Here is a 13,346-nt window from a genome sequence, read left to right as displayed (position 1 = left end):
TCTCTTATTGAAATGTATTATTCCCAGCCTAACAAACCTTTCAGATCAATAACTGCTTCTTCATCCTTTTTCAAGACAGTCATGTAATCATCACCGTTTTCATAGTTTACACCATATCCAAGATCAGCCATTTTTTGAATGTGTTCTTCATTATTGACGGCTTTTTCGAGTGCTTCCTGAAGTTTCGCAAGTACTTCTGAATCCAGTCCTTTTGGGGCAATCAACCCTCGCGATGATTCCTGATAAATTTCAAAACCACTTTCTTCAAAAGTCGGTACGTCTTCCATGAATTGTGAACGTTTCGAGGAAGCAACCCCTAGCACTTTGATTTCCTTATCTTTGTACAAACTAAGAACTTCACCTGCATTCGCAATAAGTATATCTACATGTCCGCCTAGTACCGCTGCCCGGCTTTCTGCTGCACCATCAAAATGAACCGCTTCGAATTGTGTACCATATTTTTTATTGAAGCTTAAAATGACTAAATGCTCATCTGTTCCTTCGCCAGTAGCTGTTACTGTTAACTTATGATCTTTTGCATATTCAACAAGCTCCTCGGTTGTCGAGAAACGCTTTTCATCCTTGCGAATTGCAAGAATGTCAGGATCGATTACATGCATACCTAAGCCGATAAAATCATCGAGGTTCTTATCGCGTTTCAACGCGGGATTCATATACCCTGTAATGATATGCGGTGAATTGGCAAGACCGATTGTATAGCCATCCGGCTTTGCATTCGCCAATTCGTTCCAGCCAACCCAGCCACCTCCTCCTGTTTTGTTGACAACGTTAACTGTTACGCCAAGCTCATCTTCTAAATAAGGTTGTAAGAGACGCGCCCCAGTATCTGTACCACCGCCTGCAGACCAAGGTACGATCAGCGTGATCGGTTTTTTCGGAAAATCGGCATCCGGCTTACCTGCAGAGTTGGATTCTTTCCCGCACGCTGCCAATGCCATAGACAACACCAATATAACTGCCATTACTAAACTTTTTTTCATGAACTTCTCCCCCTTATACATTAATTGAAAATGGATCTTGCACGTCGTTTGATAAATCGATCATGACATTTTTAACGCGTGTGTAATCGAGCATTGAATGCCAACCGCGTTCCCTGCCATAGCCACTTTGCTTTACTCCACCAAAAGGAGCCTGGACAGCACTTGTCCGATAGGTGTTCACCCAAACCGTGCCTGCTTCAAGCTGCCTTGCCACCCTATGGGCACGTGATAGGTCTGAAGTCCAGATCCCTGAGGCGAGTCCATATTTCGAATCGTTCGCTATACGGATGGCATCTTCCTCATCTTTGAACGGGATAATGCTAAGTACAGGTCCGAAAACTTCCTCTCGCGCAATCGTCATTGAGTTGTCAACATTAACGAGGATCATCGGGCGTATGAAATAACCTTCTTCCGGCAATCCGCCTTCTCTGCCGATCAGCACTCTAGCACCTTCCGCTTCAACGTTTTCAATCATCTTTGAAATTGCCATGTATTGGTTTTCATTTGCGACAGGCCCCATTTCAGTCGCTTCATCCATCGGGTCTCCGAGTTTGATTCGACCGACCCGTTCCCCAAGACGCATTGCAACTTCGTCATAAATCGATTCATGTACTAACAAGCGAGAGCCGGCAATACATGTTTGGCCACTCGAAGCGAATATACCGGCCATCGCTCCTGGAACCGCTTTCTTCAAGTCTGCATCTTCAAAAATGATATTCGGCGATTTGCCGCCAAGTTCAAGAGTCAATGGTGTGAAATGATCAGCAGCGCTTTTGCTTATTAACCTGCCTGCGTATGTGCCGCCTGTGAAGCTAATCTTGTTCACCCGTTCTGAGCTTGTCAACATCTCTCCCACTTTTCCATCACCAGTGACGATATTGATGACGCCAGGGGGGAATCCCGCTTTTTCGACTAATTCTCCGAACAACAATGTGGAAACTGAAGCGTGCTCGGAAGGTTTCACAATAACACAGTTTCCTGCAGCAAGCGCCGGGGCTAGTTTATTCATTAGCAATTGCATTGGGGAATTCCATGCAGTGATCAATACTGCAACGCCTACAGGCTCACGCATCGTATAATCGAATAGATTCATATTATCCAAGGGAATTGTTTCCCCATATATTTTATCTGCGTATCCTGCAAAAAATCGGAGCGCCCTAGCTGTGAATGGAACTTGCTTTTTTGTCTCACGAATGACTTTACCATTATCTTTTGTCTCATGTACAGCCAATTTCTCAGCATTTTCTTCTATTAAATCTGCTAATTTCATCATGCAATTGGCACGTTTAAATCCATTCATTGTTTTCCAAGTCGTATGAAATGCTGTCTGAGCTGCCGTTATTGCAAGCTCCACATCTTCTTTGGATGCTTGAGGAATCGTACCCCATTGCTGCTTGTCGTACGGATTAATAACCGGTAAAGTTTCTTCAGCTGACGCTCTCCACTCACCATTAATGAGCATTTTATAATGTTCCATTTTGTTAGCCTCCTTTTATTCTGTAAAGTCGATTCCTGACCAACGTTCCCAAAGCTTCGCAATTGCGGCATAGTCTTCATTTCCAAAACCTTCTTGCATCGCCATCTCATATACGGAATGTGCCGCCTGCACTGAAAATAACGGGATACCCTTCTCTTGAGCGAGCTGTAAAAACAATGTTGAATCCTTTCGAGCGTTTATTGTCGACATGCCGCCCGCATACTCACCGTTTTGGATACGTTCATGGTAACGATGTGTCAGTGGTCTCAACAATGCCGTTTCTCCACGAAGCAGTTCATATACTTTCTGCGGCTCGATTCCGAGTTTCACTGCTAATGCAGAAGATTCAACAATTACACTCATTACCGCATGGGCAACCCCGTTGTTTATGATCTTTGCGGACATGCCTGCACCAATTCTGCCCATTATTTGGACTTCCGTTGAAATCGCTTCCAAAACATGCATCACGCTCGCGGCTGAATTGTCTGAATCCCCTACAAGCAAAGTAGCTGTCTGACTTCTCATATGACCGACGCCACCCAAAATCGCCGCATCAATAAGCCGAACACCGTGTGTCATGCTTATTACCTGCATCTCCAATACTTCGGATGGAAGGATTGTACTAGTTTCAATGATAATCGCCCCCTTTGCCATCAAAGGGCTGATTTGCTGCACAATACCTTTTGAAATCGATGCTTTCGGCATAGACAACAAGACAACTTCAGTTTGTGAGACGACTGCTTCAATTGACGATTCTGTCATTACGCCAAATTCTCTCATCGCTTCCCGTTTTGCTTCATCAATATCAAAACCGACAACTTGAAAATGGGCCGCCAGCTTTTCTGCTATTGCGCTCCCCATGTTACCAAGGCCGATGACTCCAACTTTTCTTTCCATACGCAGAACCTCCAAACAAATTTACGTCGATAGTAGATACCGACTGCTCAACCCAATATTCAGATTAGTTACTTTACCATTATAGTCTTGTTGAGATATAATTTAAATTAAGCGATATTTATGCAACTGTATAAATATTTTTTATATAGGAGGTATTCTTATTGGAAGAAAGAGATTGGATTTTACTTACGAAGATTGGTGAAGGGAAAAATATATCCCAAGTGTCAGAGGAATTGTTCATTACCCAGCCTGCGTTAACGTACCGCGTTAATAAAATTGAAAATGAATTTGGAGCGAAGTTATTCATTCGAGGAAATAAGGGGATTAAACCGAATCATCAAGGTGAATATGTTATCCGCTATGCTGAACGGATGATAAAAGAGCTTCAAAACGCAAGAGAAGAAGTGCTTTCAATGTCATCACGCATAAAGGGAAAGATTTACATAGGAGCTTCAAATGCGGTGGCGCAATACGTATTACCGGATCTATTGTCGAAATTCCTAAAGAAATATCCCGAAGTGGAGCCCCATGTATTAACTGGCTTCAGTCCATACTTGACTGACCTGTTAATAAACGAAAAGATTCATGTTGCTTTTTTGCGTGAAGATTTGGAATGGTTGCATTTCAAGAAATTCCTTACAAAAGAGACGATTTACCTCGTCAATAAGGAAGAAGTGGAAATTGAAAACTTGCCACTGCTTCCTCGCATCAATTATAAGACGAATCAATCCTTGAAATCGATGATTGATGTATGGTGGTCGAAAAGCTTTCAAAAGCCTCCTTATATTACAATGGAAGTCGATAACGGGGACGTTTGCCTCGAAATCGTCCGGGCAGGACTCGGCTATGCGATTTTGACTGAGTTGGGACTATCCAAGGAAAAACATCTTTGGCGAAAGCCGATGACAAACCACTTGGGTGAGCCATTACAACGGGAGACATGGTTATATGGCTCGAAAGAATCCGATAAGTACTATACTGTAAAGGCATTTATGGATTTCATAGATGAGGAAGATATGTTTCAACTCTTTAAATAGGTTTGGCGTTTATGAAAGTCAGCCCATTTCTTCATTTTTAAATTATCGGCAATCATCAAAATGAAAACCGTGCACATCCATAACTCTGGACGTACACGGTTTTCATTTTTCTCAGTTCACACATACCGGAATTACTTAAAACATTCCAACCATGAATGAAGCCAACTCACAGGAGAATAGGTTAGCCAGGTGGAATGCTTATTCATTTCCCGATTCCTTTCCAATCCCTTGCTGCCATAACATACTCTCTATTCATTTTGCCTTTTCGTTCTGTACGTGTAGCCTTTCAATTCACGCACCATTTGATAGTCCACTTCTATGTCATAGGATCGATAACCTAGGTGCTGCCCTTCCATTTTAACCCTTAACCGAGTTGCGCTAGACAATCTCCTCTCAAAGGAGGACTTGCTCACACCCACTGTCAACACGAGACCATTGGTTAGATACACCGCCGTATTTTTCTTATCAATTTCCTTATAATGCGCTACGTGATGCAGTGCAAACCATACGCACTTATGGCTTGCCGGTGATTCACTTGGAAATAAGTACACGCCTTCAGCACCGCCGATTACTAAAGGCGCCATGTCAATATCACCTAAGTGGAATTTTGAACTTTCTTTCGCCCCTATATAGCTGGACCCGTAAGTCTTCAATACTTTATCAATCAGTTTGATTGGTTCCATATCGACCCGGTATACGCCATTTGTCGTGCAGATGTCTGTCACCAGCTTCCCCACTTCGTTATACTCGCTAACATAAGCCAACGTGTTTCGTTTCATGAAAATTGAGTAATCCGTCCTCATCCCAAACTCCCCCTCGTTATTAATAGTTTACGATTTATCGTAAGAAGGAGTATACTAACGATAGGTTGGTTTACTCCAACGCGGTTCCTCAGGTGTATGTCTTGCCGGACGTGTCGCACCTGGGGATTTCCATATAATAATCGAATCACACTTCACTCACCTCCTTCAAGGCCAACGATTCATCCCTTATACTGCATAATTGTAGGCGCTTTCATTTAGTGGATGGAGGTTCTCTAGTCTTATTCCCCTAGCATCAGACATAGTAAAATCTTCCCTCTTAACACCATATTTAGTATATAATGAAATTTATTAATAGTCCACAAAGTACAGCAATCTGGTCGTTTTTTATGTTGATTTTCAAAGAAAACCCTCATTTTCTGTCGACACCGGCTATGAGGGACAACTTTTACAAATGAAAAAAAAGTGAACTACATCGACTGTAGTCCACTTCTTTCCACAAACGGTTACGGCACTGCTACTTTCATCATCTCCCTCAGCCTCTTCATCATCCTCTCCCTTCTCTTCTTTACTCCTGCAACTGAGATGCCCGCTCGTTCTGCGCACTCTGCCAAGCTGCATTGTTCGACAAAAGACCATTGGATAAACGCTTTCTCGCGTGGCTCCAGTTGTCCAATCACTTCAAGGAGCCCATCATGTTCCCGCTTTTCCTCCGCTCCTAAACGATCAATGATTACATCATCAATCACAGGCATAAAACGTTCTTCGAAACGGGTTTCACGCTTCAATTCGTCCAGCATTGCACCTTGAATACTCCGGTATGCAAATGGCGTGAAGTCCCCCTTCTCCGTATCAAACCGTTCCCAAGCTTGCCATAACGCAATCCTGCCGACTTGCCTGTACTGTACATGGTCACGGTAAATATTCAACTTTCGGATAATGTGTGAAATCATCGGTTCATATTGCGCTAAAACATGTTCAAATTCCTGCATGGTGAACTCTTTCTGATCATGCATGATTCCTTGTATTCCCGGGTGATTTCATCGTACCGATTCATTGAATTGTTCACCGAACGAGAAAATTCATTCTCCCTGGGGATTCCACTACTTTCAGGAAAAAAACCGCCTTTTTCTCCAATAAACAGTTTAAAACTACAAAATTGGCCTTATTTTTTTCCACGTAAATAACCACCCATTCCCGCAAATCTCTCGGAAGGGTGGTCTTTACTCATTCCTAAAATTATTTTTATTCTCCAGTATCCCTTTTGACCTCTCCTATCTATATAGAGGGTAAAGGGGGAATTAAAAATGACACACTACCTAAAGAACTACTCAAAATTCAACACAATCGCAGAAATGGATGAAGCAGCCGAAATGCACGCTAAACGCCACTGGGACGAGCTGACAAAATCGGATCGCCAAGTACTCGACATCATCCGCCGCTATTCCGTGAAATACGGTGCGGCACATTTGAAGCACGGAACGATCGAAGAAGCCACTGGGAAATCAAACATCACAGTTCGACGCGCCATCCGGAAACTCGTCAAACTCGAAATCATCGAAAAGAAACACTACATCCGTCCAGTCATGAGCGGACTCGGCGCTAACATTTACATTATTTTACCCTTCAATGACCATGGGAAAATGAACAACCGGGACGATGACCAGAAACCGCATGACAACGAGGAAAACGAACAAAATTCCAAAGACGAAGCTCTACTTTCTAAATCTCTTTTAAAAGCTAAAGATCTTAACTACACGTCTCCTGCGGACCAGTCAAAGTTATCCACAAGTCTGTTCAGTCGAATGAAAAATCTACTTGCCGGAACAATTGGTGACACAAAATTAGCCCGTGAATTCTTCGGTATTCACAGGGCCATTTCTGGGCGCATGTTGAAATATGATATTTATAAAAATGATGGACAAGTTTTCGAGGACCTTGCTTTTCGTGCATTGACGATCACTGTGATGGCGACTAAAAAGAAGGTGATCCGCAACTTGCCGGGGTATTTTAAAGGTGTGTTGGATAAGTTGGTGGACGAGACGTATTTCAAGGATATTTTTATGTTGTTTGATGCGCCCATTGAGGGGTTTTATTGCCCTAGATGATTCTGTTATATTTCGATGCGGGCTGGTTTCGTTGTGTTGCATGCAGCGTTTATTGCTTTGCGGGGTAGGTTCATTACGATGTGAACCAGTTTAATTGTGTTGCAGGCGTTTCATTGCGTTGCGGGCTAGTTTGATTGTCTTGCAGGTCTGCTTTCTTGTGTTGCGAACCAGTTTCATTGTGATACGACAGTCAAAAGGCACCCCCGGTAATTCCGTGAGTGCCCTAGCCAGCTTCGCCAATTAAATAAGCGACCAAATATACATCGCTTCGTCTATACTCCCCGGTTCGACATCCAAACTGCGTGGGTATCCGAGTTTGGGCAGGTCCTCTTGCTGCAATGTTTCGACGTAAGGATTTTTACCCAATGCGTCTTGATAGAGCTTTTCAACTTTCGGCGTCCAAGCCTCATTGGCTTTCATATATTCATAACGCCACAGCAAAAAGGAATGTACAGGATCGCTTTCTTCCACCGGATCATAGGCATCCAATAGCTTCTTCGCTCTACTCAATTCACCGGATTTCAAGTAATTCGCAATCGCTATATTACAGACGCCTTGATTGTCATCCGGATTAATTTCAAGAAGTTTCCCGAAGTATTCCGAGGCCTCTTCATAGATTCCTTCTTCATACAACTCGACGCCGTATGTCAACAGCGCACGCAAGTAGGGCCGGTTTGTCACAAGAAACCACGTATTGTCGACCGTCGGATCAAATGTCGTTTCGCCTAACTGGATAGCCTTCTTCATATGACGCTCCGCTTTGGCAAACGACTCCTCGGTATGTGCAAGCAATAGCGTGGCATCGACGTTGCCGGGGTCAAGCGCCTGTGCCTTTCGAGCCAATTCACGGACCTTCACATGTTCGCCAACTTTTTCATATGCATCATAGCAAAGTGCCTGCGCCTTCTCTTGCGCCGTTTGCGGAATGAAAGGCTCATTCATATGGGCACCGAAAAACTGTTGCGCCTCTTCCAATGTCTCAAACGCCTGCCGCTCTGCCATGCAGTACATTTCCCAGTTCGCTCTTTCCGTCACGCGCGGCAATGTGCCGACGTAATAAGCAAAAGCAGGTGTGGCTTGTCCTGATGTCTGTTCTATTTCATCCAACAGCTCATATAAAGGATTCATGTGTTTCTTCATTGAAGAGACGGAGACTCCGAACATTTTGGCGATGTCCGCCTGTGTGAAATAAACGTCGTCCAGCATTAGCATTTCATTGAGCAATAAAAAGACAGCCGCCGCCACGCCTTCATGTTTTCGGACATTCGGCGCTTTTGCGACATAATAGCTTACATAGATTCCCTCTGCGAACTCCAATGTCATTGTATCAGCTTCAATTGCGCCCAGTTCCTTCAATAGAAGGTCACACGCCTCCCGCTGTTCCGGAGATAGTCTTGCAGAAACCGGTACGCTTGCCCATTTCAAGACAATCTTGTATAAATCAACGGCATGTTTGCGGTAAAACTCCCTGCTGTCCGATAAACCGCTCGCTTCCGCCAACGCCTCTGCCTCTTCCGTCAACTGACCGTCTTCACTCCAAACGTAGTCAAATCCGCTTATGAATTCGACTCCCCGTTCAACTACACGTTCATCCGGCAACGCAAAACCAAAAACGTAGCCGCCTGTACGCAGATTCATTTCCGGCTTCATCCGAAATTCATAAGTCCCGTGTTCCAGCACCTGCTCCATTGACACAAGATCATCTGAAATCTCCGTGAGTCTCGCTAATACCAATATCGGCTCCTGCCACCCCCCCAACATCTTTCGTGTACGCGTGTGTATCGGGCCGTTCAGCATCTTCATCAAGTAACGATTCCACAAATCTTCCCGTTCCAGGAAGATATACGTTTCGAACACTACGTTTTCCCAACTGTCCGGCTTCTCTACATCAGCAAGCGACTTCGACCAAACCCGTTTATAGTTCTCAAATTCACTTATCATATCTGGCGTCTGGAAAACGGATCTGAAGTACCCATCGACCAACCCATCAATTTCATTCTCAGCAATACTGTCAATCGACTGCTCCTGCTTCAAAGCACAGCATTTTTTATACTTCTTCCCGCTACCACATGGACAAGGATCATTTCTCCCAACCATCCATTTCACTCCTCTCCAACACTTGCTCCCGGCAATTCATGTCTTTATTATACAATTCAACTTTATCCTTGCCAAATGAACGTAGTGGATTCTTGGTTGCGGAGAAAAAAACGGTGTCTACCACCAAGGCCTCACAATCTCCTCAATGTGCGACTTTGATTGTAAGATGAATTCACTTAGCTCGCGCACCGATTGATTGACGCCTTCGCGTTCCACATGGTAGCACGTTCGGGAAGGGGGAGAGTCTTCTAGGAGATGGACATTTATCCACCCTTCAGTGTGTAGTGCTCGAGCAATTGATACTGGCACGATTGCCCAGTAATCTCCTTTCAGTAAAAGCTCTTTCAGGAGTTTTGGTGTGTCAATTTGAATATGGGTGTTGTTTGTTGGGCCCCAGTGCTTTTCGTGCCAGATTTGATATTCGATCCCCCAATTGATAAAGAGCTGGTGAGCGGGATTGAAATCCTCGTTTTTCACATTCCCGCTTGGCACCCCGTCCTTTTTCTTTTGGATTAAAACCATTTGCTCTTCAAATAATTTCTCCACTTGAATATTCCTCAAAATCCGTTCTTGCAATGAAAAGCCGATATCCAAATCTCTTTGGACAATTAATGCATAAATCTCATTGGATTGATGGGTGTGAATCGCCATCCGGACATTTGGCATTTCATGAATGATCGATGTGTAAATGTCCTTTAATACATAATTATGAACACTGTCTACGGCCCCAATTGTAATCGTTGTTTCACTACTTATCGTTTTCATATTTTTAGCTTCTCCGAGAAGGGACTCGTATTTCATGGCAATTTGATAAAATCGTTCTCCTTCCTTTGTTAGTGAAACGCTTTTCACACCTTTTTCACGGTTCAAAAGCGTAACTTCATATTCTTTTTCTATACTTTCCAATCGTTGACTGATGGTTGACTGCGAAACAAACAAGTGGTTTGCCGCCTTCGATAGACCTCCTAATCGTACAATCGTTAAAAAAGTTTCAACTTGAATTGGATTCATTATACCCTCCAAATATCGATTCTTTTGATATTTAATTCTATTAAATTTAATTTTACTATATTTAGACTGCTTGTTACACTAAAAACATGAAAGGGCTTTCAAATGTATTTAGAAAAGGGGGATAAGAATATGAAGTGGTGGTTTAAATTACCGTTGTATACACAAATTGCAATCGGGGGTGTCGTGGGGATCATCCTTGGTTTCATTTTAGGTGAAAATGTAAAATACATTGCTCCCTTCGGAGAATTGTTTATCCGACTGTTGCAAATGCTAATCATTCCGTTAGTCATTACGTCCATTCTCGCAGGCATTTTAAAAATGAAAGATGCCAAGTCTGTTGGAAAAGTTGGCGGAGGCTTTCTAGGATATCTTGTCATTACTAGCTTCATCGCCACTACATTTGGAGTGATTGTAGCATTGATCCTTCAACCCGGCAAAGGCCTTCAATCTATATTAGATCATGGGGAAAAAGTCGAAACGGTCGAGTTCAATTTTGTAGACCACTTCCTGTCCTGGGTTCCAAAAAACATCTTCGAATCGTTAATGAATATGGAAATGATCCAAATTATCTTTTTCACCGTGATCATCGGTCTCGTAATGCTCAGTCTTGGCGAAGAAAGAGTCCCTTCAATCACGAAGTTTGTAAATGAAGGCGCAAACATCATGCTTAAATTGACAAGTTACATTATTCAACTTGCACCTTATGGCATCCTTGCGCTACTAGCTAATTTAGTCGGTAAGTTCGGTTCGGACATGCTCTCAGCTGTAGTTAAATTTGTCATCGCTGACTACATTGCATTAGTGCTTATACTGCTCTTAGTCTATCCAATCCTATTAAAAATCACGACAGGATTAAATCCAATCCAGTTTTACAAGAATATCTATCCTTCAATGTTGTTCGCTTTTACAACTTCAACAAGTTCAGCAACAATTCCCGTGTCACTTCAAGTAACGAAAAAGAACATGGGAATATCAGAAAGAACTGCTGGTTTCACAATACCATTCGGCGCTACTGCAAATATGGATGGTTTCGCTGTTGCTATCGGTGTCATCTCGGTATTCGCTGCGAACCTATATGGAATCGATATTACATTCGGGATGATTCTCCAATTTGTTCTTCTAGGATTGGTCCTATCGATAGGGGCAGCCGGTGTTCGCGGAGCAGGAATTGTCATGTCGATTGTCCTATTGGAAGCATTGGGAATGCCATTACTCATCATCCCGATACTCGCCGCAATTTGGCCAATAATCGATATGGGACATACTACAATTAACATTGCAGGAGACTTGACCGGCACCACGATCGTTGCAAAGAAAACGGATGATTTAGATGAAGAAGTCTTCAATGCGAAAAACAACAAACTCGAAACCAAAACAGATACAGAAGAAGTCTTTTAATCATTGAAAGGTTGTGTCCATATTGCCAGAAAGAAATGCAGAGTTTTTCAACCATGAATTACAAAAGAAAATCACCTCCCAGTTTCTATACTTGAATGAGAATCCGAATGGAAATGAACGTCTATTCTTCGAAAATGCAGGTGGGTCGCTCCGTTTAAAATCAACCGTTGAAGCGCAGGCAAAAATGTCATCCTTACCTGATTGCCCAGAACGGACTCATGATATAGCACTGGATATCCGGAAAGCCATAGAAGATGGTACGAAAGATATCCGATTATTTCTGAATGCAAAAGACGGATCAATCGCGACTGCATTGACTGCCTCCAAATTAATGTTCGAAATGGTCACTACCATCGCAGCCGCTAAACAAAACGGCAATATCGTCACAACAGCAATTGAGCATCCATCTTCCTATGATGCATGTCAGTTCGCGTCGGAGCAATATAATCACGAGCTTCGCGTGGCTGAAGCAGATCCGGAATCCGGAAGTATACCTTTAGAAAATATTTTAGCGTTGATAGATGATGAGACAGTACTAGTCTCTATTATATTGACGTCCAATATTACAGGAGCAATGCACAATATCGAGCAATATGCCAAAGCAATCCGAGAGAAAAATCCATCAGCTTATATCGTCGTTGATGCAGTACAAGGCGCACCACACGGGGTGATCGATGTCGATGCCTGGAAAATAGATGCACTCAATATCGCCCCTTATAAAATGTTCGGTAATCGCGGAGTCGGCTTTGCATATCTATCTGATCGCGTCGCTTCATTCCCCCACCATCGATTGCTAGCAACCGATAAGGATAATTGGAATGTGGGCAGCCCGACACCTGCGAATTTCGCAGCATTCACCAAAGTCATAGACTACATTTGTGAAATTGGAGCTTTCTACACATCTAGTACAGATAGAAGAACATTGATTGTCGAAGGGATGCATAGAATCCATTTGCAAGAACAAGCGCTGCTCAATCGGTTATTGAATGGGACAGCCGGAAGACCTGGAACAAAACAGATGCCAAACGTAAAAGTTCACTTTGAGGAAGCGAACGGCATCAGCCAAGATCTCATATTGGCACTAACCTTCGACAATATCTCATGTGCGAAGGCAGTTGAAAAATACGGCAACCATAACATCCTGTTATTTGCCAGAGAATCGAGCAGCCACTATTCGAGAAGAATTCTAGAAGCAGTCGACCTTGATGCCATCGTGCGCGTCTCCCCAATCCATTGCCACACCGCTAAAGACGTTGACCGATTTCTAGAAGTAACCCAACTCATTGCCGAAGATAAAATCTAAACTTTATTCCTTTCTAAGCAGACAGATGCAAGGACATTAACAGGGAGCCAATCGTGAAAAGACATGATTGGCTCCCTTTTTGCAGTTTATGCAATTAATCATCTCGACTCCATTTCGATTGTGCTTACAAGGATACTTTTATGTTGTTTGATACGCCGGCTGATGGGTTTTATTGTCCGAAATGATTGTGTTGCGAGGCACAAATTATAATTCGAGGAGGAGGTATAATGAGCAACAATCATAGGGTGAAAGTACA

The 13,346-nt window shown here is 43.2% G+C and carries 11 protein-coding genes; 4 read left to right on the top strand and 7 right to left on the bottom strand.

Annotated features, from left to right (window positions below; genetic code table 11):
• Window positions 1-17: 17 nt before the first annotated feature.
• The 3 genes from SLU01_RS00905 to SLU01_RS00895 are packed head-to-tail and all read right to left on the bottom strand — an operon-like array spanning window position 18 to window position 3,375.
• Window positions 18-1,001 carry a tripartite tricarboxylate transporter substrate binding protein gene (locus SLU01_RS00905; protein ID WP_170232541.1) on the bottom strand — a complete coding sequence of 328 codons (984 nt, stop codon included), beginning with the start codon at window positions 999-1,001 and terminating at the stop codon, window positions 18-20.
• 13 nt (window positions 1,002-1,014) lie between these two features.
• The gene (locus SLU01_RS00900; RefSeq protein WP_147054354.1) at window positions 1,015-2,478 is read right to left on the bottom strand and encodes an aldehyde dehydrogenase; all 1,464 of its coding nucleotides are present in this window, start codon (window positions 2,476-2,478) and stop codon (window positions 1,015-1,017) included.
• A gap of 15 nt (window positions 2,479-2,493) precedes the next feature.
• Window positions 2,494-3,375 (bottom strand): NAD(P)-dependent oxidoreductase, encoded by an 882-nt coding sequence (locus SLU01_RS00895; protein ID WP_147054352.1) that lies wholly within the window; start codon window positions 3,373-3,375, stop codon window positions 2,494-2,496.
• 161 nt (window positions 3,376-3,536) lie between these two features.
• On the opposite strand from SLU01_RS00895, the gene SLU01_RS00890 reads away from it, so the two are divergent.
• The gene (locus tag SLU01_RS00890) at window positions 3,537-4,412 is read left to right on the top strand and encodes a LysR family transcriptional regulator (protein ID WP_147054350.1); all 876 of its coding nucleotides are present in this window, start codon (window positions 3,537-3,539) and stop codon (window positions 4,410-4,412) included.
• Between the two features lie 248 nt (window positions 4,413-4,660).
• Here SLU01_RS00890 and SLU01_RS00885 read toward each other — a convergent pair whose 3' ends face one another.
• Together SLU01_RS00885 and SLU01_RS00880 are read right to left on the bottom strand one after the other, a co-directional pair.
• Window positions 4,661-5,215 carry a competence protein ComK gene (locus SLU01_RS00885; RefSeq protein ID WP_147054348.1) on the bottom strand — a complete coding sequence of 185 codons (555 nt, stop codon included), beginning with the start codon at window positions 5,213-5,215 and terminating at the stop codon, window positions 4,661-4,663.
• Between the two features lie 464 nt (window positions 5,216-5,679).
• Window positions 5,680-6,189, bottom strand: a complete 510-nt coding sequence (locus tag SLU01_RS00880; protein ID WP_246110827.1) for a sigma-70 family RNA polymerase sigma factor — start codon at window positions 6,187-6,189, stop codon at window positions 5,680-5,682.
• Window positions 6,190-6,480: 291 nt separating this feature from the next.
• Between SLU01_RS00880 and SLU01_RS00875 the strand changes: the two genes are divergently transcribed.
• A complete protein-coding gene (locus tag SLU01_RS00875; RefSeq protein WP_147054346.1) occupies window positions 6,481-7,281 on the top strand; it encodes a helix-turn-helix domain-containing protein in 801 nt (266 codons plus the stop codon).
• A gap of 240 nt (window positions 7,282-7,521) precedes the next feature.
• Here the strand turns inward: SLU01_RS00875 and SLU01_RS00870 are convergent, their stop codons facing one another.
• Both SLU01_RS00870 and SLU01_RS00865 read right to left on the bottom strand, forming a co-directional pair.
• The gene (locus SLU01_RS00870) at window positions 7,522-9,378 is read right to left on the bottom strand and encodes an SEC-C metal-binding domain-containing protein (RefSeq protein ID WP_147054344.1); all 1,857 of its coding nucleotides are present in this window, start codon (window positions 9,376-9,378) and stop codon (window positions 7,522-7,524) included.
• 117 nt (window positions 9,379-9,495) lie between these two features.
• Window positions 9,496-10,389: a LysR family transcriptional regulator gene (locus SLU01_RS00865; protein ID WP_147054342.1), complete on the bottom strand. Its 894-nt coding sequence runs from the start codon at window positions 10,387-10,389 to the stop codon at window positions 9,496-9,498.
• A 129-nt stretch (window positions 10,390-10,518) separates the two neighbouring features.
• Here SLU01_RS00865 and SLU01_RS00860 point away from each other — a divergent pair, with 129 nt between their 5' ends.
• Entirely contained in the window at window positions 10,519-11,787 is a 1,269-nt protein-coding gene (locus tag SLU01_RS00860) for a dicarboxylate/amino acid:cation symporter (protein ID WP_170232540.1), read from the top strand.
• A 22-nt stretch (window positions 11,788-11,809) separates the two neighbouring features.
• Window positions 11,810-13,090, top strand: a complete 1,281-nt coding sequence (locus tag SLU01_RS00855; RefSeq protein ID WP_170232539.1) for an aminotransferase class V-fold PLP-dependent enzyme — start codon at window positions 11,810-11,812, stop codon at window positions 13,088-13,090.
• Window positions 13,091-13,346 lie beyond the last annotated feature (256 nt).

The sequence above is a fragment of the Sporosarcina luteola genome, from assembly GCF_007991495.1.
Lineage (GTDB): Bacteria > Bacillota > Bacilli > Bacillales_A > Planococcaceae > Sporosarcina > Sporosarcina luteola.
Note: the sequence above shows the minus strand (reverse complement) of the source record. Positions and strands in the feature narration are given on the sequence as shown.

Excerpts from the sequence above, each read along its gene's own strand:
- SLU01_RS00905 (WP_170232541.1), bottom strand. The coding sequence starts at position 1,001 with ATGAAAAAAAGTTTAGTAATGGCAGTTATATTGGTGTTGTCTATGGCA.
- SLU01_RS00900 (WP_147054354.1), bottom strand. The coding sequence starts at position 2,478 with ATGGAACATTATAAAATGCTCATTAATGGTGAGTGGAGAGCGTCAGCT.
- SLU01_RS00895 (WP_147054352.1), bottom strand. The coding sequence starts at position 3,375 with ATGGAAAGAAAAGTTGGAGTCATCGGCCTTGGTAACATGGGGAGCGCA.
- SLU01_RS00885 (WP_147054348.1), bottom strand. The coding sequence starts at position 5,215 with ATGAGGACGGATTACTCAATTTTCATGAAACGAAACACGTTGGCTTAT.
- SLU01_RS00880 (WP_246110827.1), bottom strand. The coding sequence starts at position 6,189 with ATGCATGATCAGAAAGAGTTCACCATGCAGGAATTTGAACATGTTTTA.
- SLU01_RS00875 (WP_147054346.1), top strand. The coding sequence starts at position 6,481 with ATGACACACTACCTAAAGAACTACTCAAAATTCAACACAATCGCAGAA.
- SLU01_RS00870 (WP_147054344.1), bottom strand. The coding sequence starts at position 9,378 with ATGGTTGGGAGAAATGATCCTTGTCCATGTGGTAGCGGGAAGAAGTAT.
- SLU01_RS00865 (WP_147054342.1), bottom strand. The coding sequence starts at position 10,389 with ATGAATCCAATTCAAGTTGAAACTTTTTTAACGATTGTACGATTAGGA.
- SLU01_RS00860 (WP_170232540.1), top strand. The coding sequence starts at position 10,519 with ATGAAGTGGTGGTTTAAATTACCGTTGTATACACAAATTGCAATCGGG.